This is a genomic window from Paraflavitalea devenefica, from assembly GCF_011759375.1.
GTDB classification, from domain to species: domain Bacteria; phylum Bacteroidota; class Bacteroidia; order Chitinophagales; family Chitinophagaceae; genus Paraflavitalea; species Paraflavitalea devenefica.
On record NZ_JAARML010000002.1, the window covers coordinates 1563620 to 1587233 of the forward strand.

The 23614-nt window shown below is 44.5% G+C and carries 18 protein-coding genes; 12 read left to right on the forward strand and 6 right to left on the reverse strand.

Annotation, left to right across the window (positions count from 1 at the left end; genetic code table 11):
- Nucleotides 1–19: 19 nt before the first annotated feature.
- Nucleotides 20–229: a hypothetical protein gene (locus tag HB364_RS15750; RefSeq protein ID WP_167289178.1), complete on the reverse strand. Its 210-nt coding sequence runs from the start codon at nucleotides 227–229 to the stop codon at nucleotides 20–22.
- Nucleotides 230–572: 343 nt separating this feature from the next.
- Here HB364_RS15750 and HB364_RS15755 point away from each other — a divergent pair, with 343 nt between their 5' ends.
- Both HB364_RS15755 and HB364_RS15760 read left to right on the forward strand, forming a co-directional pair.
- Nucleotides 573–5381: a PKD domain-containing protein gene (locus HB364_RS15755; protein ID WP_167289179.1), complete on the forward strand. Its 4809-nt coding sequence runs from the start codon at nucleotides 573–575 to the stop codon at nucleotides 5379–5381.
- A 3-nt stretch (nucleotides 5382–5384) separates the two neighbouring features.
- Nucleotides 5385–6431, forward strand: coding sequence for a PorP/SprF family type IX secretion system membrane protein (locus HB364_RS15760; RefSeq protein ID WP_246228501.1), 1047 nt, complete (start codon nucleotides 5385–5387; stop codon nucleotides 6429–6431).
- Between the two features lie 28 nt (nucleotides 6432–6459).
- On the opposite strand, the gene HB364_RS33660 is transcribed toward HB364_RS15760, so the two are convergent.
- Complete coding sequence (locus tag HB364_RS33660; protein WP_167289180.1) at nucleotides 6460–6606, reverse strand: tetratricopeptide repeat protein; 147 nt, start codon at nucleotides 6604–6606, stop codon at nucleotides 6460–6462.
- 43 nt (nucleotides 6607–6649) lie between these two features.
- A complete protein-coding gene (locus HB364_RS15770; RefSeq protein WP_167289181.1) occupies nucleotides 6650–6913 on the reverse strand; it encodes an alpha/beta fold hydrolase in 264 nt (87 codons plus the stop codon).
- A gap of 218 nt (nucleotides 6914–7131) precedes the next feature.
- Here HB364_RS15770 and HB364_RS15775 point away from each other — a divergent pair, with 218 nt between their 5' ends.
- Entirely contained in the window at nucleotides 7132–7467 is a 336-nt protein-coding gene (locus tag HB364_RS15775; RefSeq protein ID WP_167289182.1) for a hypothetical protein, read from the forward strand.
- 122 nt (nucleotides 7468–7589) lie between these two features.
- Here the strand turns inward: HB364_RS15775 and HB364_RS15780 are convergent, their stop codons facing one another.
- Entirely contained in the window at nucleotides 7590–8045 is a 456-nt protein-coding gene (locus tag HB364_RS15780; RefSeq protein WP_167289183.1) for a hypothetical protein, read from the reverse strand.
- Between the two features lie 123 nt (nucleotides 8046–8168).
- Nucleotides 8169–11300, reverse strand: coding sequence for a ligand-binding sensor domain-containing protein (locus tag HB364_RS15785; protein WP_167289184.1), 3132 nt, complete (start codon nucleotides 11298–11300; stop codon nucleotides 8169–8171).
- A 103-nt stretch (nucleotides 11301–11403) separates the two neighbouring features.
- Between HB364_RS15785 and HB364_RS15790 the strand changes: the two genes are divergently transcribed.
- The 5 genes from HB364_RS15790 (at nucleotide 11404) to HB364_RS15810 (ending at nucleotide 19745) form a co-directional block, all read left to right on the forward strand.
- Nucleotides 11404–12732, forward strand: coding sequence for an IPT/TIG domain-containing protein (locus HB364_RS15790; RefSeq protein WP_167289185.1), 1329 nt, complete (start codon nucleotides 11404–11406; stop codon nucleotides 12730–12732).
- A 44-nt stretch (nucleotides 12733–12776) separates the two neighbouring features.
- On the forward strand, nucleotides 12777–15854 hold the full coding sequence (locus HB364_RS15795) for a SusC/RagA family TonB-linked outer membrane protein (protein WP_167289186.1): 3078 nt from the start codon (nucleotides 12777–12779) through the stop codon (nucleotides 15852–15854).
- Between the two features lie 21 nt (nucleotides 15855–15875).
- Complete coding sequence (locus tag HB364_RS15800; RefSeq protein ID WP_167289187.1) at nucleotides 15876–17876, forward strand: RagB/SusD family nutrient uptake outer membrane protein; 2001 nt, start codon at nucleotides 15876–15878, stop codon at nucleotides 17874–17876.
- Between the two features lie 12 nt (nucleotides 17877–17888).
- Nucleotides 17889–18845 carry a DUF4973 domain-containing protein gene (locus tag HB364_RS15805; RefSeq protein WP_167289188.1) on the forward strand — a complete coding sequence of 319 codons (957 nt, stop codon included), beginning with the start codon at nucleotides 17889–17891 and terminating at the stop codon, nucleotides 18843–18845.
- 90 nt (nucleotides 18846–18935) lie between these two features.
- Nucleotides 18936–19745 (forward strand): response regulator transcription factor, encoded by an 810-nt coding sequence (locus HB364_RS15810; RefSeq protein ID WP_167289189.1) that lies wholly within the window; start codon nucleotides 18936–18938, stop codon nucleotides 19743–19745.
- Nucleotides 19746–19837: 92 nt separating this feature from the next.
- On the opposite strand, the gene HB364_RS15815 is transcribed toward HB364_RS15810, so the two are convergent.
- Nucleotides 19838–20746 (reverse strand): hypothetical protein, encoded by a 909-nt coding sequence (locus HB364_RS15815; protein ID WP_167289190.1) that lies wholly within the window; start codon nucleotides 20744–20746, stop codon nucleotides 19838–19840.
- A gap of 260 nt (nucleotides 20747–21006) precedes the next feature.
- On the opposite strand from HB364_RS15815, the gene HB364_RS15820 reads away from it, so the two are divergent.
- The 4 genes from HB364_RS15820 to HB364_RS15835 all read left to right on the forward strand — a co-directional run bounded on the left by HB364_RS15820 (nucleotide 21007) and on the right by HB364_RS15835 (nucleotide 23595).
- Nucleotides 21007–22257: a PQQ-dependent sugar dehydrogenase gene (locus HB364_RS15820; protein WP_246228502.1), complete on the forward strand. Its 1251-nt coding sequence runs from the start codon at nucleotides 21007–21009 to the stop codon at nucleotides 22255–22257.
- Between the two features lie 219 nt (nucleotides 22258–22476).
- Entirely contained in the window at nucleotides 22477–22647 is a 171-nt protein-coding gene (locus HB364_RS15825) for an ATP-binding protein (RefSeq protein WP_167289191.1), read from the forward strand.
- A gap of 10 nt (nucleotides 22648–22657) precedes the next feature.
- On the forward strand, nucleotides 22658–22921 hold the full coding sequence (locus HB364_RS15830; protein ID WP_167289192.1) for a hypothetical protein: 264 nt from the start codon (nucleotides 22658–22660) through the stop codon (nucleotides 22919–22921).
- The gene (locus HB364_RS15835) at nucleotides 22918–23595 is read left to right on the forward strand and encodes a GDSL-type esterase/lipase family protein (RefSeq protein ID WP_167289193.1); all 678 of its coding nucleotides are present in this window, start codon (nucleotides 22918–22920) and stop codon (nucleotides 23593–23595) included. Before HB364_RS15830 ends, HB364_RS15835 begins: the two co-directional genes overlap by 4 nt.
- The last annotated feature ends 19 nt before the right edge of the window (nucleotides 23596–23614 follow it).

Below are 23614 nucleotides of genomic sequence, written 5' to 3' on the forward strand. Positions count from 1 at the left end.
GGTGCCAGGAGGTTTGTGGTTAATGATGTGTTTGCGGATGCAATAATTTAAACAGCTCCTTTTGTAAATCGTCGTTTGACAATCCGTTTAATAACTGAGAATCAATTTCATACCATTTCTTTTTATTGCCTAATACACCAATTACATAGGTGTGTCCGGCCGGCACTGTTTCGCCGGTTTCGGGATGTTTTTTAGAGAGTGTTACTACTACATCTTTATATTTTGACATTATAGTAAGATAACTAAAATAATTGGTAGTAGGAGCGCAGTATACAAAGGAAAAGAACTCTCTGTCAAATTGTAAAAACCGGAGAGCTGAATAAACTGATAAGGCGAAAGAGGTTACCAAGAGCTTCACAGCAATGTGAGGCTTTTTTTGTGCCTGGTATAAGGGATGATCATAATATAAGATGAATCGAATAACCATATATTATTTTACTATTATTCGATTCATTCCCCGTTGTGGTTAATTCGTGCGAATTCTTCTGCGATTAGCCAGTGGCTTATACTATAGGGTGTTTCTAACCGTTAATAGTATTCTGTTTATACGGGAACGGATCATCCAGTATTTTATGAAACCTACCAGCTTATTATTCCGACTCTGTATACTAATTGTTTTGTTGGCTATTGGTAAGGACGCAAGAACTCAATTGGTAGCAGCATTTTCTTCTAATCCGGTTGCAGGATGTGCGCCGGTGCTGGTCAATTTTAAGGATGCTTCGTCAGGCAATCCCGATCAATGGGAGTGGGACCTTGGCAATGGAACTATTTCTTATTTCCAGCATCCTTCTGTCACTTATTTTAATCCTGGTACTTACACTGTAAAACTTACGGTCCGGAAGAATGGCCGTTCGGCAACAATAACCAAGACCCAGTATATTACTGTGTATGCCTTGCCTGTCATTGATTTTTCGTATTCTGCCACTACCGGGTGTTATCCCCTGAAGGTTGATTTTACTGATAAAAGTGCTCCGGGAAGTGGCACGTTGAGCAGTCATTTATGGGATTTTGGCGACGGAATTGTTGATCGTAGTGTAAACCCCGGGCATACTTACCAGGCTTCCGGAGATTATAACATATCGCTACAGGTTACCAATAGTTTTGGTTGCAAAGCGGGTGCAACGCGTCCCAATGCTATACGTATTCATACAGGAGTAAAGGCAGGCTTTACAGTGGGTACCCGAAGCTGCCAATCGCCCTCCAATGTCCCGTTTGCCAATACCAGTACGGGAACCGGCAGCTTAGTTTATAAATGGGATTTTGGAGATGGATCACAATCAACGGCGCTTGATCCTGTTCATACTTATACGTCATCTGGTAACTATATTGTGACATTGACTGTCTCTAATAGCGGAGGTTGTCAAGACGTAATTCAACAGACTGTTGAGGTGGGAAAGAATAAAGGTGATTTTACAGCACCTGCGATCTCCTGTGTAGGCCAGGACATTCAGATCAGCAATACATCAAATCCTACTCCGTTGAGTGTTGCATGGGATTTTGGCGATGGTACGACTGGAACTGATCCTTCACCAGCCCATGCTTATGGCGCTCCCGGCAACTATACGATCAAACAAGTAACTGCATTTTCAAATTGCCAGGATATTAAAATACAGGCAATAAAAATTATTCCTGCACCAACTGTTGACTTTTCGGCAGCAGAAAAAGTATCGTGTAAGGTGCCTTTTACAACAACCTTTACCAGTTTTGCTCCTGATGCGGTGGCCTGGAAGTGGGAATTCGGTGATGGTGAAACTTCTACCCTGGAAAACCCATCTCATACTTATAAGGTACAAGGCGTTTTTAATGTATCGTTGACGATTACCAATGGTGCCGGCTGCGAAGTGACCGCTACCAAAAATAGTTATATCGAGATCAAAAAGCCGGATGTGCGCATTATGAATGCGCTCTCTAAAGATTGCGTGCCTTTTACTTTTAAACCCGTGTTAAATATTATATCAATTACGCCCATTGTTAAGTATGAATGGGATTTTGGTGATGGCAGTACAGGTACTGGTTTGGATCCGGTACATACCTATACACAAAAAGGAACCTATACAGTTTCTGTTACTTATACTACTCAAGACGGATGTAAGGAAACAATTTCAAGAAAGGACCTGGTAAAGGTAGGTAACAAGGTAAAGGTAGACTTTGATGCCAATCCTAAAGATGCCTGTGCTTCTACTCCCATTAAATTTACGGACCTCTCGAAAGGTAACCCGCCTGCTGACAACCCTATAGAAGAATGGACATGGCAGTTTGGTGATGGAGGAGGCAGCAATCTTCAACACCCGACTTATGTTCATAGTGATACGGGTTCTATGTGGGTCGGTTTGACAGTTTATAGTAATGGATGTCCTTCCTGGGCGACAAAAACTAATTTTTTGCATATAAAGCCCCCCATTGCAAAATTTAAACCGGCTATGTCTTGCGCCGATCCTTATAGAAGGGATTTTATTAATGAATCAATTATTGATCCATCATTAAATCCGCTTACCTACCTATGGGATTTTGGTGACGGTCAGCAGGCATCAACAACAAATGCTTCTCATGTATATAACCGGCCAGGTATGTATGATGTAACGTTAACCGTCGTTAATGGCGGTTGCAGCTATGCAACTTCGAGCCGGGTATTTATTGTTGACAATACTGTGGACCTCCAGGCCTCCGATAATGCGGTTTGTATAGGTGGGTCAGTTAAGTTTGATTTCACTTTGTCAAACACAGATAATATAATCAGGTATTATTTGTATTCAGACTATAGTGCAACTTCTTATGATAAGAAGTATACGATAACTGAAACTTATACCAGGCCAGGTACATATGCTGTTTACGCTTATGTGGTGGACACCAACCACTGTGCAAAATCACTTATTAAAACAGTGCAGGTAATTGATATCAAGGCAGCGCTGCAAGTTGCGGCAGTTGCCTGTATTAATAAGCCGGTAAACATTACCAATATTTCTACCGGCGACGTGGGATTTCCTGTCACTAATAGCGTAATTGATTTTGGTGATGGTTCCCCGGTCGAGGTCAATCAGGCTGTTTGGTCTCATGTATATTCAAAAGCCGGAGATTATACGGTTACGCTAAAGGTATCGAACAGCAAAGGATGTCCTGGCAGTACTTCAACAGTGATCCATGTTACTGATCCGAAAGCTGATTTTAGTTCACCGGCATCCACGAGCTGTGTGGGAAAAGTAGTTTCGTTTGTTGCCAGTGGAGGGCAACAATTTACGTACGAGTGGGATTTCGGCGACGGGCAAACGGTAGCAGGCCCAACCCCGGTTCACCAGTATGCTAATGAGGGCACTTATTCTGTAGTGCTACGTTATAAGGATCAGTACGGGTGTACAGGTTCTGTGCAAAAGACCGACTTTGTAAAAATTGGCAATCCTGTGGCAGGTTTTACGATCAGTGACGATCAAAGCACCTGTCCTCCGCTGGTGGTAACCTTTGCTGACAGATCTATTAATGCAGAAAGTATATCCTGGGATTTTGGTGATGGGAATACTTCTACGAACGTTAATCCAGTCCATTTTTACACTTATCCCGGAGAATATTGGCCAAAAATGATTGTTACAAGCAAGGGAGGGTGTATTGATGTGCTGCAGGATAAAAAGATCACGATCAAAGGTCCTACCGGAACCTTTAATTATGGCAATGTGGATGGCTGTGCGCCTGTGTCAGTCGAGTTTACAGGTGTTACTAATGATGCGGTGAAATTTATTTGGGATTTTAATGATGGGGCAATTGCTACCACTACGGTCCCCAAGGTTGATTATACTTATAGCCGTCCCGGCAGTTATTTGCCAAGAATGATCCTCGAGGATGTTCAGGGGTGCCAGGTTCCTATCATTGGTCCGGATGTTATTGATGTATATGGATTGGTCGCGAATTTCAGTATGGATAAAACGATCGTGTGCGATCGGGGATTTGTACAATTTACCGACCAGTCCGTGTCCAACGACGTCATTACTAATTACTTTTGGAAGTTTGGGGATGGTAGTACGGGTAGTGGTCAGCAGTTTTCGAAGGAGTACACAGCTCCAGGTGACTATATGGTCCAGCTTGAAGTTACCACCCAACACAATTGTAAACATACTGTTGATGCCACAGTACCTATCCAGGTGATCCCTGCTCCCAAGCCCAATATTAGTTCTGCAACGGAGGCTTGTGTACCAGCAGACATTCTCTTTCAGGGGCAGTTGCAGATACCCAATCCTTATCCATTAACCTGGGCCTGGAGCTTCAATAATGGTCAAACTGCCAACGTACAAAATCCTTCTCCGGTTAGTTACGAAAAAGATGGCCGCTACCAGGTCTCTCTTGCTGTGACGAATTCTTATAATTGCACTGGCTCAACTTCTCAATTGGTCACGATCCACCCCTTACCTGCCCTGGATGCCGGGGAGGATGTTGTTATTTGTGAGCATACGTCCCATCTTCTGAAGGCTTCCGGCGCTGTAAAATATACATGGTCTTCGGTTGGTAGTATGTCGTGTGTCAATTGTAGCAATACCATGGTGCATCCTGCCACATCGACGAGGTATTATGTAGAAGGGGAAAGTTCGTATGGATGTAAAACTACTGATTCTGTGTATGTGATGGTACAGCACCCTTTTACGATCGATGTGCGTAAAGGGGATACTATCTGCGTGGGCGAAAAATTTCAATTGGAGGCTACCGGCGCTGACCGGTATAGTTGGTCGCCAGCTACGGGACTTGATAAAACTACTGTCCGTAATCCGTTGGCGCAGCCGAATGTTACAACGCTGTACCAGGTTATTGGAAGTGACAATTACAACTGTTTTACAGACACTGCTTATGTACCTGTAACAGTTTATCCTTATCCCAAGGTAGAGATGGAAGCCGGGAAGACGGTAGTGGTGGGGACTTCGGTGACGCTACAGCCGAAAATTTCCCCTGACGTAAAACAGATCCAATGGACGCCCGGCACGTGGCTTAGTTGTATTGATTGTGCTGCACCTGTTGCTTCTCCCAAGCAAACAATTCCATACCGGGTTTTGGTAACCAACGAAGGTGGTTGTATTGCCGAAAAGGTAATTAAGTTGTTTGTTGTTTGTAATGGGACTAATGTGTATCTCCCCAACACTTTTTCTCCCAATAACGATGGCGTCAATGATGTTTTTTATCCGCAAAGTAAGGGGGTGTCTTTTATAAGAAGTTTCCGCATTTTCAATCGTTGGGGCGAATTGGTGTTTGAGCAATTTAGCTTCCAGGGTAATGACCGTTCAAAAGGCTGGAACGGAAAGCAAAAGAATCAGCCAGCCGTTTATGATGTCTTTGTGTATGTTATGGAGGTTACTTGTGATAATGGAGAGATACTTTATTTAAAAGGTGATGTAACAATTATCAGGTAATATATGAAAAACTGGTTTGTTTATTGCGGCATGCGCTTGGCGATGATCCTTGTATCATGTTGCCTGCTTCACGACGGCCATGCGCAGGATATCCATTTTTCTCAGTTCTTTGAGGCTCCTTTATTACGCAATCCTTCGCTGGCGGGCATTTATGAGGGTGATATCCGTATACAGCTTGTTTACCGGGACCAATGGAAGAATATTACACCGGCTTCCTTTCGTACCGCCTCTTTCAATACTGAGTATAAAATGCCGATAGGAAAAGGGGATGACTTTTTCACCATCGGGGGCCAGATCCTTTATGATAAAGCAGGTTCTGCAGGCCTGGCCACCACGCACGTGCTGCCTGTTGTGAATTATCATAAGTCGCTCAGTAGCACACATCCAATTTATCTTTCATTAGGCTTTATGGGTGGTTATGTACAAAAGAAAATAGATTACTCAAGGATAACAACCGGCAATCAATATGAAAATGGCAATCCTAATCCCACTATTTCTACCGGAGAAACTTATATGGATCCGGTACTGCAGTATTGGGATGGGTCTGTAGGTATGAGTTTTAATACATCGTTCGGACATGCTTTACAACATCATGTATTCATAGGGGCTGCCTATCATCATCTTAACCGGCCGAAGGCCTCTTTTTATAAGAATGCTTCTGTTGAGCTGTATCCCAAATACGTCTTTTCCGGCGGTCTCAAGCTTACTGTTAATGAATTCAACAGTGTAACATTTTATGCTGATATATTTAAGCAAGGGCCTGCGCAGGAGGTTCTTGGCGGAGGTTGGTTCACGCACATTTTGGGGGATTTTCCCGAAGACCCGGAATATACTATTCATGGTGGTCTTTTTACACGTATTGGTGATGCGGTGATACCGATGATTAAAATCGATAAGCGGGCCTTTTCTATGACAATGACTTATGATATAAATATCTCGCCGCTGAAAACTGCGAGTCAATTTCGTGGGGGGCCTGAGCTGGGATTATCTTACCGGCAGTTCATTGAGCGTAACTCCAGCCGGGATAAAGTGCTGTGCCCACGTTTCTGACGAGTTGTCTTGAGGTTTTAATCCGCTTTTAATTAGAAGGGGCGGGAAGGAGCTTTTTAAGATGGTCCTCAGCCTTCTTATTGTCAGGGCTTAATTGAAGAGACCGTTGATAATTTTTGATTGCAAGCTCTTTGTTTCCCGCAGCTTCATATGCCTCTGCCAGGTTTTCGTACATTTCTGAACTTTTGGGGTATAATAGGACACTTAGCTTCAATACTTCAATCGCTTTTTCCAAAACTAGGGCGGTCGTAGGTTATAAGGGTTGCGTTCGTAATATCGGCTATTGGCTTCAAAAAACTACCCCAAACTGTTACGTCGGTCCCACTTCCACCTTCAAACAAGATTGGCATTCCCCTTCCTTTTATGATGTGAAAATGGAGACGGTAACCACCAACATCTAATAAGGTATCAATCGTCTGGCTTCTGGCTGAATTTGCCATTAAGCCAAAAAAAGTAAGTGTTGCAAAGAGATATTTTTTCACGATTTCAGATGGTTTTACGTTTGAAACATGATTAGATAATCCCGGGCATTCCATAACAAGGGCTGTTTACCCAGGCAACACATTGGGTAAGCTTTTTAATCCGGATGCCTGCAATGTGTGAATGATATAACTTAATTATCTGATTGTATAACAGTAGTTTGGGCTAATAGATTCAGTTTTGTTTATCCATCCGTGGTTATGTCAATCACAACTTATTTATGTCAAACAATACCAATAGTACCGTTATTAAGGACTACGAGAAGTTTAGTCCTGCAAACTACCCAAAAGCGTTTCATGAACTTTCCGTTTTAAATCAGGGGATAGCACATATCGCCATTTATTTCAAAGTTGAGATCATTATATCTTACTTAAAAGACCACTCCCTGAAAACCGATTGGGTTGAAGGCAATCCTGCACTCACCCAAATGATTACTTCCGGTTTTTTCAAAACTGAACATTTGGAATCGTTATTTGAATCTTGCCGCAACAATAAAGTTTTTCTTTATGATTTTGAAGGATACATTAGCAGGCTGCTTTTGATGCGAAGGGATTAACTTTTTAGTTCTTAGTGGCTATATGCAACAATTCCTTTGCAAGCAGCCGCTTGCTATTTAGAGAGTTTAGAGAGAGTTCTATGCAACGAATCCGAGCGACGCTGGTGGCAGGGATTGTGTTGTTACATATAGCGAATATCCGTTTTGGGAGCTCTTACCACTTCCGGTTTGGAAGCTATTTTTTTATGTAAAAACGTCAAAAACTTTATAATATCTTCAGACTCCCCCTGTTTGAAAAGAGGATGTTTATTGCATCCTCTATCTATTGAAACCTGCACATTGTTGCTTCCGGCAATAAACGACAGCTTAGTATATACTTTAGGAAACATATCACAATTGTCCTCCACCTGGATAGTGCCTTTTAATTTGGCAAGACCACACACCTGCGCCGTTTTAAAAATATCCGTCTTCTCCTGATCACTTAAGGTGAACTTACAATCATAAGATTTGCCATTCATAAAGTACACCGTGTAGGTTTCTTTTTCCAGATCAATTTTAGCATGCGCCCCTGTTTTAACTATTATTTTCTGAATTTGAATGTCCTTATCATTGCTTTTGGGGTTACAGGCAAATAGCATGGCTATTAGAAAGAATCTCATCATATTAAACGGCTTAGCAGGGACAAAGTACTAATTTTCTAAATCTGAACTACCTTACATGCTGTTAAAATTTCCCTGAAAAGTGGTAAGTGCAGGTCGTTTTTATGTATTGAGGGGCAATGTAAAGGTAAATAGGTTGTATTGCCCGTCGGTACTATACTCCAGGCTGCCTTTATGCAATAAGGTGAGGGAGCGGGCTAATGATAAGCCAATGCCGGTACTTTCAACCAGGCTGCTATTAGATGATCTGTAGAACGCGTCAAAAATATAATCCCGCTCGTTTTCGGGAATGAGATCGCCATCATTGAAGATCCTGATGATTACCTGTTCTTGGGAAGAGGTTGCATTCACTCCTGCTATAATTTCCAGCAGTATGTAGGAATGGCCATACTTGATGGCATTGTCCAATAAATTCCCTGTGATCTTAATAATTCCCTCTTCATCAATATTGCAAATAATCGAAGGCTGATTCGCCATAAATGTATAGTGAATACCTTTTTTATCCGCTTTGGGCTGAAAGTTATTGAATTGTTCCTTCACGATGGCCACGATATCCCTGGCTTCCGTATGCAGCAAATAATTCCCGGACTCTATTTTTCGGAAATCCAGCAACTGGTTGGTGAGTGTGAGTAACCTGTCGGTATTTTTATTCATGACCACCAGTTCATGCTTTATGTCGGGCATGCTGTCTGCCGATTTGAAGATCTTATCCATGGGGGCTTTTATAAGCGTTAATGGTGTGCGGATCTCGTGAGCGACTTTCGTGAAGAAATCAATTTTATGCTGGTATAGCTCTTTTTCCTTGTTCAGGGCAAAAAATTCCATGGCACGAAGCTGCTTTTCCCGGTGCCGGTTATAAAAGAAACGTACGATCAGGTAGCAGAGCGTGGCTATGATGATTGAATAGATCAAATACGCCAGCCGGGTTTTCCAAAACGGCGGTGTCACTTCAATGGCAAAGGATTTTTCATTGGGCACCCACATGCCATTGCTGTTGGTAGATTTTATTTTAATGACATAATTACCTGGTGACAGGTTATTAAAATGTATCCTTCGATCCTTGCCGATGAGATTCCATTTTTTATCAACCTCATCCAGCATATAAGCATATTCAATGTTTTCAGGAGAGGTGTAGTCAAGCGCGGCAAAATCCAGGCTGAAGGTAGAACGGTTATAGGGAAGCCTGATATGATCACTGTTGAGGACCAGTTTTTCGGAGATGGTATACATCGAATGGGAAGAAACCTCTTTGTTGTATACCTGTAGCTGTGTAAAAAAAATAGGGGGGACGGTTTTGCTAACAGAAAACTGTTTGGGGTTGAATCTTATGAAGCCTTTCAGGCTCCCGAAATAGATGTTGCCGGCAGTATCTTTAAAAGCAGAACGGTGATTGAACTGATTGCTTAAAAGTCCGTCACTTTGCCGGAAGGTCTTTAAAAATTCGCTGTTGATGTCAATATACGCCAAACCCATAGAGGTGGTGGCCCATATAATACCATTAGCATCCTGCACCGCACTATATACGATGTTGCTGGGCAAACCCGATGCTGTATTGTATACGCTTACCTGGTTATTGACAAGTGATATCCTGAAAAGACCGGACTCTGTAGCAACCCAGAGATAACCGTCACGGTCTTCCAGGAAGTTTACCACCTTGGTTTCATTAAATAAAATGCTTCCTTTATAGGGGATAGATAGTTTTTCCGGTTTCCCCTTATTGATACAATAAATACCACTATCATGCGTACCTATCCAGATGCGGCCTTTACTGTCCTGCAGGATGGCTGAGTAAAAGCCATGCCTGGGAAGCCCTTCTACGCTATTGAATTGTTTCGTTCTGGTGTCAAAATTATACAGACCGTTGGAGGTGCATACCAGCAGGTCTCCCTGACTGGTTTTATACAGGATGTTTATGTAGTTACTGTTTAATCCATTATTGGAATGGGCTACCTGGTGTTGTTTAATCGTGTTGGACGGTATGTCGAGCACATACAGGCCATTTTCAAAGGTGCCTATGTATAGATTATCCTGGTCTGCCAGCAAGCCATGTATGTTGGTGGGTAGGTTGCTGTAATTTTTAAAGACCTGTTTTACAGGATCAAATTGACTCAGTCCTTTGTCTTCTGTTCCTATCCATATTTTCCCGTATTGGTCCTGTGCCATTTCCCTGACTACACTGCCATGGATGGAGGTCCCATCCGGATGGGGGAAGAATTTTTCAAATGGCATGGAATGGTTGGGAAAGTAATTAATGCCACCGAAGTAAGTTCCTACCCAGATGCCTCCTTCTTTATCCTTACAAAGGGAATAGATCGCATTATCAGTCAATGAATATTTATCGCCTGTCATTTTACGAAGATGCCGGATGTTACCTGTTTGGTTGTTAACAATAAATAACCCGGCCTCGGACCCTACCCAATATTCTTGTTCGCCTGCTTTCAAAATGCTTCTTATAAACAACTTCCCCTTGCTGTGAGGAAGCAAGGGTATGGGTGACCATTTCTCCTGCTGAATATCAAATTGCTGTAACCCTGTGAGAGATGTTCCGATTAATAGTTTGTTACCGGTGTATTCGCAAATGCTTTCAATGGTATTGTTATTGCCGGCTACTTCAGGTGATCTGTAGTAATTGAATTGTTGGGTTGTTACCTGGTACCTGGCTAAAACGCCATTACCGCATCCCAGCCATAAGGTGCCATCTGTTGATTGATAGAGCTTCGTGATGTTTTGCAATTCCGGTGCAGGATAATGGATCACCCTCCTGGTTTTGGTATCGTATTTAAACAACGCGGAACCTTCTACAAACCAGATATTATCTTCCGCATCGCTTTGGATGGTCCTGACCCATTTGCCCTGTGTTTGCGGCAACCTGGTAAATGATTCGTCCTGCTTGTTAAAAAAGTAAAGTCCTTTGTTTGCTCCCACCCACAGCGTACCCTTGTTGTCCTGGTATAGGTTGAAAATGGGATTACCGGCTGAAACTGTTGCCGGGTTTTGATCAAGCCTGAATATTTTGAAATCATATCCATCAAACCGGTTGAGACCATCGGATGTTCCGAACCAGAGAAATCCATCCCGGTCCTGCAAGGAGGTGATGACAGAGTTGTTGGACAACCCATTCTCAATCTCATAATGCCTGAAGTAAATGGTTTGCCCTTCACTACACTTGCAGAATAGTAGTAAGATAATAGCCGGCAGCAATGGTTGGATGATAAGACGGGAGAGGGTTTTCAAAAAATGAATCAATTTGGATCTATTTTGATCAAAAATAAAGAACGCAATTTTAAGAGGCGTGTAATTTTGATGTCAAATTGACTGATTGCTATAACGATTGAGTATGAATGCTAAACCCGCCAATGAACCAAAACGGGGTCTGCCGGTGACCCGTCTGCTTTTTTTTCTATTGCTATTGTACGCCTGCACCGACAAGAACACCATTGATACAGGGACGCCTCATGATCCTTCAAAACCGGTAACCGTCAACCGCATTGCGCCGGATAGTGGTGGTGTTAATACCCAAATGATTATATATGGCTCTAATTTCGGGAATGATACTTCCCTGATTAAAGTATATATCAATGGTCATCCAGCCCATGTAATCGGCCTGAATGGTACAGCCCTCTATATTTTAGTGCCCTCGAAAGCCGGTACGGGCGAGGTGAAAGTGGTAGTAGGAACGGGCGCCTCGGCAAAAGAGGCGACCGCCCCTGGTATATTCAAGTATATTTTTCTTCCATCCGTAAGCACGCTGGCCGGTTTTACCGATAAAGACGGAAAAACAGCTATCGTGGACGGCCCGATCGAGAAGGCGCAATTTGAAGAGCCTTACTGGTTGTGCTTTGACGAACAGAAGAATATTTATTTGCTGGAAGAACATAGAGCATTGCGGTTTATTAATGCCGCCAAAACAGAAGTATCCACAAAATGGAGAACAGGTAATGGACTGGACAGGCCCAGGACCCTTGCCTTTAATCCTACCTGGGATACACTCTATATTACCAATGATCAAGGGTCATGGACCGGCTTAAGTACCGCGGTGGCTACCAAGGCGGATAATTTTACCAGGTGGAACTCACTCATCTATAGCCTGCAGACTAATGGCGGCGCCACACAACCTCAAACAGGCGACTATTTCTACAATTCCTATTCTAACGGCGCCATATTTAAATGGGACCGGGCAGCGAAAGTGGCCAAAGAGCTCTTCCGCATAGGAGATGTAAGCTGGGAATTCAATATTCAGTTTGCGCCGAGCGGCGATTTCGCTTATATCGTAGTCGTCAACCAGCATTATATCCTGAAGTCAAGCTTTAACCGGCAAACCGGTGAACTGGAAACCCCGGTACACTTTGTTGGGGGAAGAAGAAGCGCGGGGCATAATGATGGAGTGGGTACTGATGCCCGGTTTGACCAGCCCCACCAGGGGGCTTTTGACGAAAATGACAATTTTTACGTGTGCGATATTTTCAACCATTGTATCCGGAAGATAACGCCTGAAGGTGTGGTGAGTACTTTTGCCGGCCGCCCGAGGAGTTATGGATATGCAGATGGCGCTTTAAGAGACGCCCAGTTCGACCGGCCAATGGGCATTATTTATGACCGGGAAACCGGGACTTTTTATGTAGCTGACCAGAAAAACAGGCGCATCAGAATAATTTCTACAGAATAACACGTATCGGAATAACTCCTACAGAACAACCTGAATATTTTACAATGAAAAGATATATAACATTACTACTGCTAATGTTCGGCAGTTTTATGACTGCTCATGCCCAGGACACCATACGGGTAACCGGTACAGTAAGCGATGACACCAATACCCCCCTTATTGGTGTAAGTGTTTCCATAAAAGATAAGGTAAGTGGTGGCGTTATGACGGACCTGAAAGGTCAATATGTGATCAAAGCAGAGCCTTATAGCACGTTAATCTTCTCCTATGTTGGTTTTGCTAACCAGGAACTCAAGATCAGTAATAAGACCCTGCTTAATGTAAGGCTGAAACGTGCTGATTCAAGCGCCTTAACACAAGTAATTGTTACGGCTGCAGGTCCACAGCGAAAAGTGTCTGTGGTAGGCGCCATCACCGGAGTCAATGTTGACGAGATACGTATACCCTCCGCCAATATTACCAATGGATTGGCCGGTAATGTGGCGGGCATTATTGCCATGCAGGGATCGGGTGAACCGGGTAATAATCAATCAGAATTCTGGATCCGTGGCATTTCCACCTTTGGGGCTAATCAAAGCGCGCTTGTGCTGGTGGACGGCTTTGAGCGACCTTTTAACGAGATCAATATTGAAGATATACAGTCCTTCTCCGTATTAAAAGATGCATCCGCCACTGCCATTTATGGTTCAAGAGGCGCCAATGGGGTAGTGCTGATCACCACCAGGAAGGGCAGGGCCGGTAAGGTGAATATTGATGGGAAAATGGAGTACGGCTATTTAACCCGTACCCGTACACCCAGGTTTGTGGACGGCTATACCTACGCTCAATTGGTGAATGAAGCGAAGATCACGCGGAACCAGGAACCATTGTATACGCCCAACGAGCTTGAATTGTTTAAGGAGGGGTTAGACCCCGACCTGTACCCGAATGTAAACTGGCAGGACAAAATGCTCAAGGATGGGGCCAGTATATACAGGGCTTCTATTAACCTTTCAGGCGGGGCCTCCATTGCCCGTTATTTTGTTTCGGCCAGCTACGTAAATGAGGGTGGTATGTACAAAACCGATCAGGCACTAAAGGATTACAAAACCAACGCTAATATGTCGAGGTGGAATTACCGGGTGAATTATGACCTTGATATTTCCAAATCAACCACGCTGGCGCTGGGGGTTTCCGGGTTTTTGGAAAAGCAGAACTTTCCTGGTTTAAATAACCTCAATATCTGGTATTCGCTTATTGGCCAGTCGCCGGTATCCATTCCTTTTAAATATTCCAATGGCCTGATACCTGCTTACGGTACCGGTAATAAAACCAATCCCTGGGTACTGGCCACACAAACAGGTTTCCGGGAACATTGGGAAAATAAGACCGAATCGAATGTTACGCTGAACCAACGGCTGGACATGCTGACCCGGGGGCTCCGGTTTACTGCCCGGCTGGCTTTTGATGCCAATAGTTTGAATGATATTAACCGCATTAAATGGCCCGAACAGTATAATGTGGAACGCAGGCGCGACAGGAATGGCAAGCTCATTATGCACAGGGTATCTCCGGAGTCGTTAATGACCCAGGAAACCAGCTCGTGGGGTGAAAGGGTTTACCAGGCCGAAGCTGAATTTGGGTATAGCAGGAACTTTTCGAATACACATAACGTGGAAGGGTTGCTTAAATCTTTTGCGCGGGAACAACGACAAACCCAAAACCTGGGAACTGATATCAGAAATGGTTTACCCCGCCGCAACCTTTCTATTTCGGGCCGGGCCATGTATGGTTATATGAACCGGTATTTGGTAGAGTTTAATTTCGGCTATACCGGGTCGGAAAATTTCAGAAGTGGTCACCAGTTTGGGTTCTTTCCTGCCGTGGCTGTGGGTTGGAATATAAGCGAGGAAAAGTTCATCAAGGACAAGTTTGATTGGCTGGACCTGTTCAAGATCCGCTATTCCATCGGAGAGGTGGGTAATGACAATTTTGGGGGCTTGCGTTTTGCCTATTTAAGCACGATAGAAAGCGGGGGCGGTTTTAATTTCGGAGAGCCGGTAAGCCCCAATAGTTATACCGGCCTGTATTATACCCAGGTATCTTCGAATGCACTTACCTGGGAGGTGGCGAGAAAGCAGAACCTGGGTTTTGACATCAATCTCCTGCACAACACCTTCTCCCTTACATTCGACATCTTCCAGGAAAAACGGCGAAATATTTATATACAAAGAAGCCAGTTACCGGCTATGGCAGGCATTAGCAGCCAACCCTGGGCCAATGTAGGTGAAATGGACAATAGGGGAGTGGATGGTAATTTCAGTATCAATAAAAAGATCAGGGGCATTAATGTCACTGTCAGGGGTAATCTCACTTATTATAAAAACCAGATACTGGAACGTGATGAGCAATACAATAGCTATCCTTACTTGCTGCAAGAGGGTTATCGTGCTGAACAAACCCGGGGACTGATCGCACTGGGCCTGTTCAAGGATTATGAAGACATCCGGAACAGCCCCCGGCAAACTTTCGGCTCCTATATGCCGGGCGATATCAAGTACAAGGATATAAACGGGGATGGGATTATTAACGGCGAAGACGTGGTGCCGGTGGGTGCCGGCTGGAGGCCAACCGTTGAATATGGCATGGGGATGTCTGCCTCCTGGAAAGGGCTCGATATTAATGTTCATTTCCAGGGTGCAGGACGTAATTCTTATTTCTTAAACGGGCCTACCGTTTATCCCTTTGTGGAAGGTGGCTGGGGCAATATCCTGGCCGAAGTAGTAGAGCCGGGCAGCCGGTGGGTATCGGCTGAGTTGGGTGGAGGTCATGGCACTTCCGAAAACGTAAACGCAAAATACCCGCGCCTGAGTTATGGGGGCAATGCGAATAACTATCGTCCTTCTACTTTCTGGTTAAGGGATGGCGCTTACCTGCGTTTTAAAACATTGGAGATGGGCTACACATTACCGGCAAATCTTTGCACCCGGCTGCGCCTTAGAAGCCTGCGGGTGTACCTGATAGGCACTAACCTGATGGTATGGGATAAAGTAAAGGTATGGGACCCTGAAATGGCCAGCAGTGATGGCACCCGTTATCCATTGCCCAAGACACTCACGGTGGGTATGACTTTCAAATTTTAATGAACCTAAAAAAAGTTGGTCATGAGACTTCCGATATATCGCATTTTATTGATCGCTGTTGTTGCCGGCTCCCTGCATTCCTGCAAGAAGTATATGAATATGGACCATTATTTCAAAGACAGGATGAATGTTGACACCCTGTTTGTAAAGAAAGATTATGCTGAGCAGTGGCTGGCCGATGTATATACCCACTTGCGGGGAGAAAACCTGGATGTAGCCAGTAAAGACTATGCGCCTTTTAACCTGATATCCGACGATATGTTCTTTGGTGACCGGGGCGATGAACTGGATGGCAGAAGTTATAAGAATTATAAGAACGGAGAATATACGGAAAGCTGGACACAAGGTTCCTGGGGTTCCTGCTACCAGGGCATTCGTAAAGCCTCCATCTTTATTTATAATATTGACCGCAACCGTGAGATGAGCAAAGCAGATATTGCCGGTCGTAAAGCAGAGGCCCGTTTTTTAAGAGCTTATTATTATTGGTTGTTGATCAGAAAGTATGGACCGGTGCCTTTAATGCCGGAAGAGGGCATTGATTATACGTTGCCTTACGAAAACCTGGCCACACCCCGGAGTCATTATGATAGTTGCGTGAATTTTATTACCCGCGAATTGGCTACCGCTGCAAAGGACCTTCCTGCGGGCCGTACCAACCGGGATATGGTGCGGCCGACAAGAGGCGCTGCCTTAGCGGCCCGGGCGAAGGTGTATTTGTACGCAGCCAGTCCTGAGTTCAATGGCAATACAGAAATGGCCGATGTGGTGGACCATGAGGGTAAGCCACTCATATCACAGGTATATAATGAAGAAAAATGGGCCAGGGCCGCGGCTGCTGCAAAAGACGTGATTGATCTGGGCGTATATCGCCTTTTCACGGCTCCCTTCAACGCTACCGATCAGGGACCGGCTCAACCAAAAACAATTGTTCCCCCTCATCATCCCCAGTATTCAGATGCCTCCTTTCCCAATGGCTGGCGGGATATTGATCCCTTTGAATCGTACCGCCAGTTGTTCAACGGAGCGCTTACCGCTTCCGGCAATCCTGAATTAATATTTTCGAGGATCACTGAATTAAGTAATGTTGGCCCCGAAGCTTTGGCAAAACACCAAACGCCGTACTCTATGGGAGGGTGGAATGCGCATGGCATTACACAAAAGCAATGCGATGCCTATTATATGAATGATGGCAATGATATTCCTACCAGCCCGCGTGTTCCGGGCTTTACCTCCAATGCTACCGATTATCTGCCTTTACCGTCAGATGTTTCTTTGCAATACGCGAACCGCGAGCCCCGTTTTTACGCCTCTGTTGCTTACAATGGAAGCATTTGGTACCGGCTGAGTGCAATCGAGGCCAATTTAAGAAGTAAACAGGTTTTTTATTACAGGGGCGAGCCGGATGGCAAGCAGCCTGCTTCTCCACAGTTTCATGTAAGAACAGGATTAGGCGTCAAGAAATTTGTGAACCCTATTGACTCTCACGATGGGAAAGTGTTGGGCTCTTTTGTGGTACCGAAATATGAACCTGCTATCCGGTATGCCGAAGTGCTGCTGATTTATGCAGAGGCCCTGAATGAATTAGGCGGTTCTTACAATGTTCCTGATTATACCGGCGCCCATACACATGCCCTGTCACGGGATGTTTTGGAGATGAGTAAGGCCATGAGCCAGGTCCGTATAAGGGCCGGATTGCCTGACTTTGATGCAGGCGTTTATGGTTCGAAAGAAACCTTCCGAAAAGCCCTTAAAAGAGAAAGACAAATTGAATTGCTGGGAGAGAACCACCGGTATTACGATCTCCGGCGTTGGAAAGATGCGCCTGTTGAGGAAGCCACGCCGATCATGGGTTGTAATATGGACATGACAGTGGCACAGCGCGACGTGTTCCATACACCTGTTGTGATCCCCTCTTTCCCTACCATATTCGTAAAGAAGATGTATTTGTGGCCCATTTCCCATGACGAATTAAGAAGGAACAAAAAATTGACCCAAAACCCAGGCTGGACAATGCCTTATTAAAAAGCATCAATTATGAAAAAGATCCATTTGATTATATTATCAGGCCTGCTGCTGGGCCTGGGTTGTGCCAAGGAGTGGACAAGGGAATTGTATGTAAAAGAAGTGTCTTTTGCAAAGAGTGGCGTGGTGAGCGTATATGCCCAATACAAAAGCCAGGGTGGCGTAGTAACCGTTAAGGTACCGGTAGTGCTTAGTGGTTCAACCGGCAATAAGGAGGACATCGAGGTTACCATAGCTATAGATAAGGATACGCTCGAAAACCTGAATTTTGAAAGATTCAGGTTGAGGCAGGACCTGTATTTTCATGAGCTGCCCGAAACCTATTATTCCTTTAAATCTATGACTACTACGATCCCTGCGGGATCATCACAGGGGTATTTGGATTTAGAGTTGAAGCTGGAAGGATTGGATTTGATAGACAAGTATATTCTGCCGGTAAAAATAGTTTCCACTTCAAAGAACAATGTTTCAAAGAGAAGATGGTTCAGCAAATCGCTTATGCGAATTATACCGTTCAATGATTATTCGGGTCGGTATTCCAATGCCGGCCTTATCTGGAACCGGGATGTGTCGTCGCAACCCGCTTTGACAATCCCTTACCGGAATGGCTGGGTGGTGGATGAGCATACGGTGTTTTTCTTTGCCGGCAATATTGACGAAGAAGCTTATGACCGGAAGAAGTATAAAATAATCGCCTCCTTAAATTCTGATAGTACCGTCACACTTTCTGCTCCTGATGCTTCTATTAATTTTGTCCAGCAGAAAGGAACTTACTCTATCAGCAAAAGAAAAGATGAGGTACAACCTTACCTGGAAAAAACATATATCACCATGAACCTGGAGTATTGGTACAGCGATATTACCAACCCGGCTTTCCCGATCAACTACCGCTTTGTGGGGCCGATGACGCTTGAAAGGGTCAGGAATACGCAAATTCCGGACGAAGATCAGCAGGTGCGTTTTGAGTAAGACGGGAAGGGCTCCATTTGGAAAAGTGCATTTTATTGCGTAAATAGCTATACGATTATAGCGTATATACCCTAAACAATACCAAGTGCCATGAAGGAAATGGGTCCCTTTCTGAAAACAGCCAAACCTGTGGTTTTACTGGTGGATGACAGTGAAGATATATTGGACTACCTGTCTCGCGATTTTAATAAGAAATACCATACCTATACTGCGAAGAACGGATATGAAGCGATGGCCATTTTACAGCAGGAGTTTGTGCAATTGGTAGTAAGCGATGTGATGATGCCCAAAATGGACGGATTTGAATTTTGTACAGCCATCAAATCAACTCCCGCACTGAGCCATATCCCCGTTATACTGTTAACTGCCAAAAACACTTTGCAATCAAAGATAGAGGGGCTTAAAACAGGCGCCGACGCCTATATCGAAAAGCCTTTTTCATTAGACCATCTGTATGTGCAGATAGATAACTTACTGGAAAACCGCCTGCAATTAAAAGAATGCTATGCCAGGTCGCCACTCGTGTACATCAACCGCATCGCGTATTCAAAAGAGGATGAAGTTTTTTGGAGGCAGTTAACGGATATGATCCTTGACAACCTGCATGATACAGATCTGGATGTGGAAAGGATCGCTGTTTTGATGAATATGAGCAAGGCTACCTTATACCGTAAGATAAAATCCATATCCGACATGTCGCCCAGCGATATTATTAACCTGACAAGATTGAAAAAGTCAGCCGATCTGATCAATGCCGGCAATTGCCGGATCAATGAACTGGCAAAGGAAGTGGGCTACAATTACCCGGCCCAGTTCAGGCGCAACTTTCAGAAACAGTTTAAGATGTCTCCGGCCGAATATATAGAAAAGGTAAGGCTTGCGACCAGCGCTAATATATAATGCATAAACAATATCAGCGTATGACGTTTCCGCATACGCTGATATTGTTGCTTTCGGTGATCATCACCGTATAGAATAAAGCCTGTTATTTATTACCGGGCGGGTTTCAATACCCACGTTTCAAAGGAGTCTTCAACACCGTCACCATCACTGTCCCAGCCTTCCGTGAATTTCAGTCTTTCAGCGGTAAGTTCTTTAATCTGTACATCGTCGTCCTCTTCATCAAAAGGTTCGTTGTCCCAGGCATACAAAAACCTGTCTGATTGGGTAGAATGCCATTTCCAGTTGGCCATATCGGCTTCTTTTAATTTGCCTCCGGAAAATGTTTGCACCAGGTAGGTACCATTATTGCTCATCAGGAAAGAAAGACTGTCAACGATATAGGAAATTTCATTGCCGTTTTCATCCAGTATCCATTCTTCTGACCCTATTATGTCAGCGCCGCTCTCTTCTGTGGTAAGATACCAGGGGCCTTTGCACAGGAGGGCAGTGCGGTTATCGGCAGGAATGGCGGCGGTTTTGTTGGCGGCAATGGTGATCGTTTTGTTGCCGGCAGCATAGAATAGCTTAAAGTCCATTTTGCCGTCGGTAATTTTGATGCCGGTAAGGTAACCGATACCGGTGAGGACAATAGAGTCACCTGATTTTGCTTCAAATTTACCGGTATATACTTTTTGATTTTCGTCGTAAATAATATACGTGCTGTCGCTGGTAAATTCAATGAATCCGGGTACGTCACCGGTGGTGCCTGTGGTTCCATTGGTTTCCACCTGCTGTGGTAAGGGGCGTCCCAGTAAAGACCTTTGGGACTGTCTGCCCTGTTGGCTGATGGCCTTTCTGCCTAATTGTACATCTGTACCAAATAGCCATTTACCCTGGACATCTTGCTGCAGTTTTTTGGCAGCTTCATTGCCAGGGGGCGGCGTAGTGTCATCATCGTTTTTCGAACAGGAAAACAATAAGGTCATTCCTGCCAGCAGGAAAAGTGGGATCTTTTTCATGGTTTAGTTTATTGTGAATATTGGTAAACGGTGAAAATAACGGCAAGGTGTGCTGCTATGATATAAGAAAAAATGGGTGAGTATACGTGTAGGTTGTTTTTCAAGGGTACCGGTTAATTTCGGCGCAATGTAATACAGGGGCTCTGTACTTGCAAGCCGGGCGTGCCGATATACCCAAATACAGGGGCCGGGGCACAACATTTGCCGTAAATCCCGGGTAAGTGGGGTATCTTAGAATATAATATTAAAACCGTTTCAATATGTACAAGTTTTGGAACATGCTGACTTATGTTTCCCTCATTGCCATAGCCTGCAATGACAGCAAGCCTAAATTGGCCAATACCAGTAATGCTGATACTACCCAGGCAGCAGATACGACCGGCGGTAAGCCAGTAGAAACAAAAGCGCCCAATACTAATTATAAACCGGCTTTTGCGGGGCAAACACGTATCCGTAGTGTAAAGACCCAAACGCCCTATGAAGCCACCATTGTTACGAAGGACCTGGATAAGCCCTGGGGTATTACGTCCTTGCCTGATGGCAGGTTCCTGATCACCCAAAAAGAAGGAACGATGCGGATCGCTGCTGCCGATGGTAAACTGAGTGCTCCCATCACCGGAATACCTGCTGTTAATTCCAGAGGCCAGGGTGGACTGTTGGGACTGACCATTGATCCCTCTTTTGACAAAAACAGGATGGTGTATTGGGCATTTTCTGAGAATGTACAAGGAGGCACATTGACCAGTGTGGCTAAAGGTAAATTATCGGCCGACGAGAAGAAGATCGAAAATGCCGCCGTTATTTATCGCGCCACGCCTGCCTATGATGGTGACCTGCACTATGGCGGCAGGATCTTATTTGACAAACAGGGCAACCTGATGGTGAGTACCGGCGAACGGTCGGATAGGGAAACAAGGCCGCAGGCGCAGTGGCTGAACTCCGGGCTTGGTAAGGTCATTCGTATTACGACTGATGGCAAACCGGCCAGCGGTAATCCTTTTGCCGGCAACAGTAATGCAAGACCTGAGATATACTCTTATGGTCATCGCAATGTACAGGGACTGGCCTGGCATCCGGAAACCGGCGATCTGTGGGAAGGAGAATTTGGTCCACGCGGTGGTGATGAGATCAATCTCATTCGTCCGGGCAAGAATTATGGATGGCCCATTATTACATATGGTATCGAGTATGGCGGGGAGGAAGTGCCTGGTGGTATTACCCAAAAAGAAGGGCTGGAACAACCTGTTTATTATTGGGACCCGGTCGTATCGCCCAGTGGTATGACGTTCTACAATGGGGATGCAATGCCTGAATGGAAAAACAATTTATTTGTTGCTGCTTTAAATACGCCCCACCTGGTGAGGCTGGTCATAGAAAATAATAAGGTAACCGGAGAAGAGCGGTTACTGGAAAAAGAACGTGAGCGGTTCCGTGATGTAACCGTGGGAAAAGATGGCGCCTTGTATGCCGTGACGGATGGAGGAAGGTTGTATAGGATGGGGAAGAAGTGATGAGGTCCTTTTTTTTGTCCCAATTTGGGTAATAATGTCTTTTTGTTTATCAAAGTTGAGAATGTTTAACGAAGTAGTTAGACATTGTTTGTATTAATGATCAAGATATAGCATATTTGTCATACAGGTTGTATAAAGTGTTGATTTTTATAGGTTATTGAGTAGTGGTTCTATGCCGATCAATAAATAATAATTATTATCTTTGTAATATCTACTTGTATGAGCGATAAAGATTTTAATAACTTAATGAAGTTGGCGCAGAAATTAGCCCAGGAAAAGCCTACTAAAGAAGAAGCTCTTCGTTCATTGGTACGTGCTGGTATCCTGGATGAAAATGGTAATTTCACTCCCCCTTACGCTTCTCTCGAAATCACCCCTCGTCCTCGTTAAAGCTGCCTGAATGTATGATGTTAAGTCCAATCTGATCATTGGATTTCATGGGTGTGAGCGTCATGTACGGGACGCGTTGTTGCTGAATCCAGATGATTATAAGATCAGTAAAAAGCCCTTCGATTGGTTAGGACATGGTTTGTATTTCTGGGAGAACAACTATGACCGTGCTTTGCAGTGGGCTACCGAAAAGAAAGAGCGGGGTAAAATACAAGAGCCTTATAAGGCGGGATTTCCTTACTTTGGCAGCTCTAAAAATATGCTTATTATATGAAGCACCTTGTTTTGGCCGCCCTGGTAAGTTGTATAGTATGTCAGTTTTCCGCAGCACAGCAAAGTGCAGCCACCGCCAACCCGGATTACAGGCCCGGCGCTTATGCCGTTAAGAGCGCCCAATTCAGGAGTTATCCCAACTCACGCAAAGACATTATTTTCCTGGGCAATAGTATCACTGCCGGTACCGACTGGGCCGAGCTGTTGGGCAATCCCCATTGCCGCAACCGCGGTATTTCGGGCGATATTACGTATGGCATCCTTGCACGGCTGGATGAAGTAACAGAAGGCCAGCCTGCCAAGGTATTCCTGTTGATCGGCATCAACGATATCCAGCACAATACACCCGACAGTATTATTATTGCCAATTACCGGAAGATCGTACAAACGATCAAGGTAGCCTCGCCCCGCACCAGGATCCATGTACAAACCCTGCTGCCAACGAATAATACTTTTACGCAGTTCAAGAACCATTACAATAAAGACGAACATATTGCTGCGGTGAATGAAGGGATCAGGAAGATCGCTGCAGAAGAGCAAGTAACCTGTATTGAACTGAACAAAGCATTCCAGGACGCAGAAGGGAAACTGGATAAGAAGCTCACGATGGATGGACTGCACCTGAATGCAGAGGGATATAAACTGTGGGCCGGTATCCTGAAGCCTTATTTGTAACCGTAAAGCCAGGCACAAA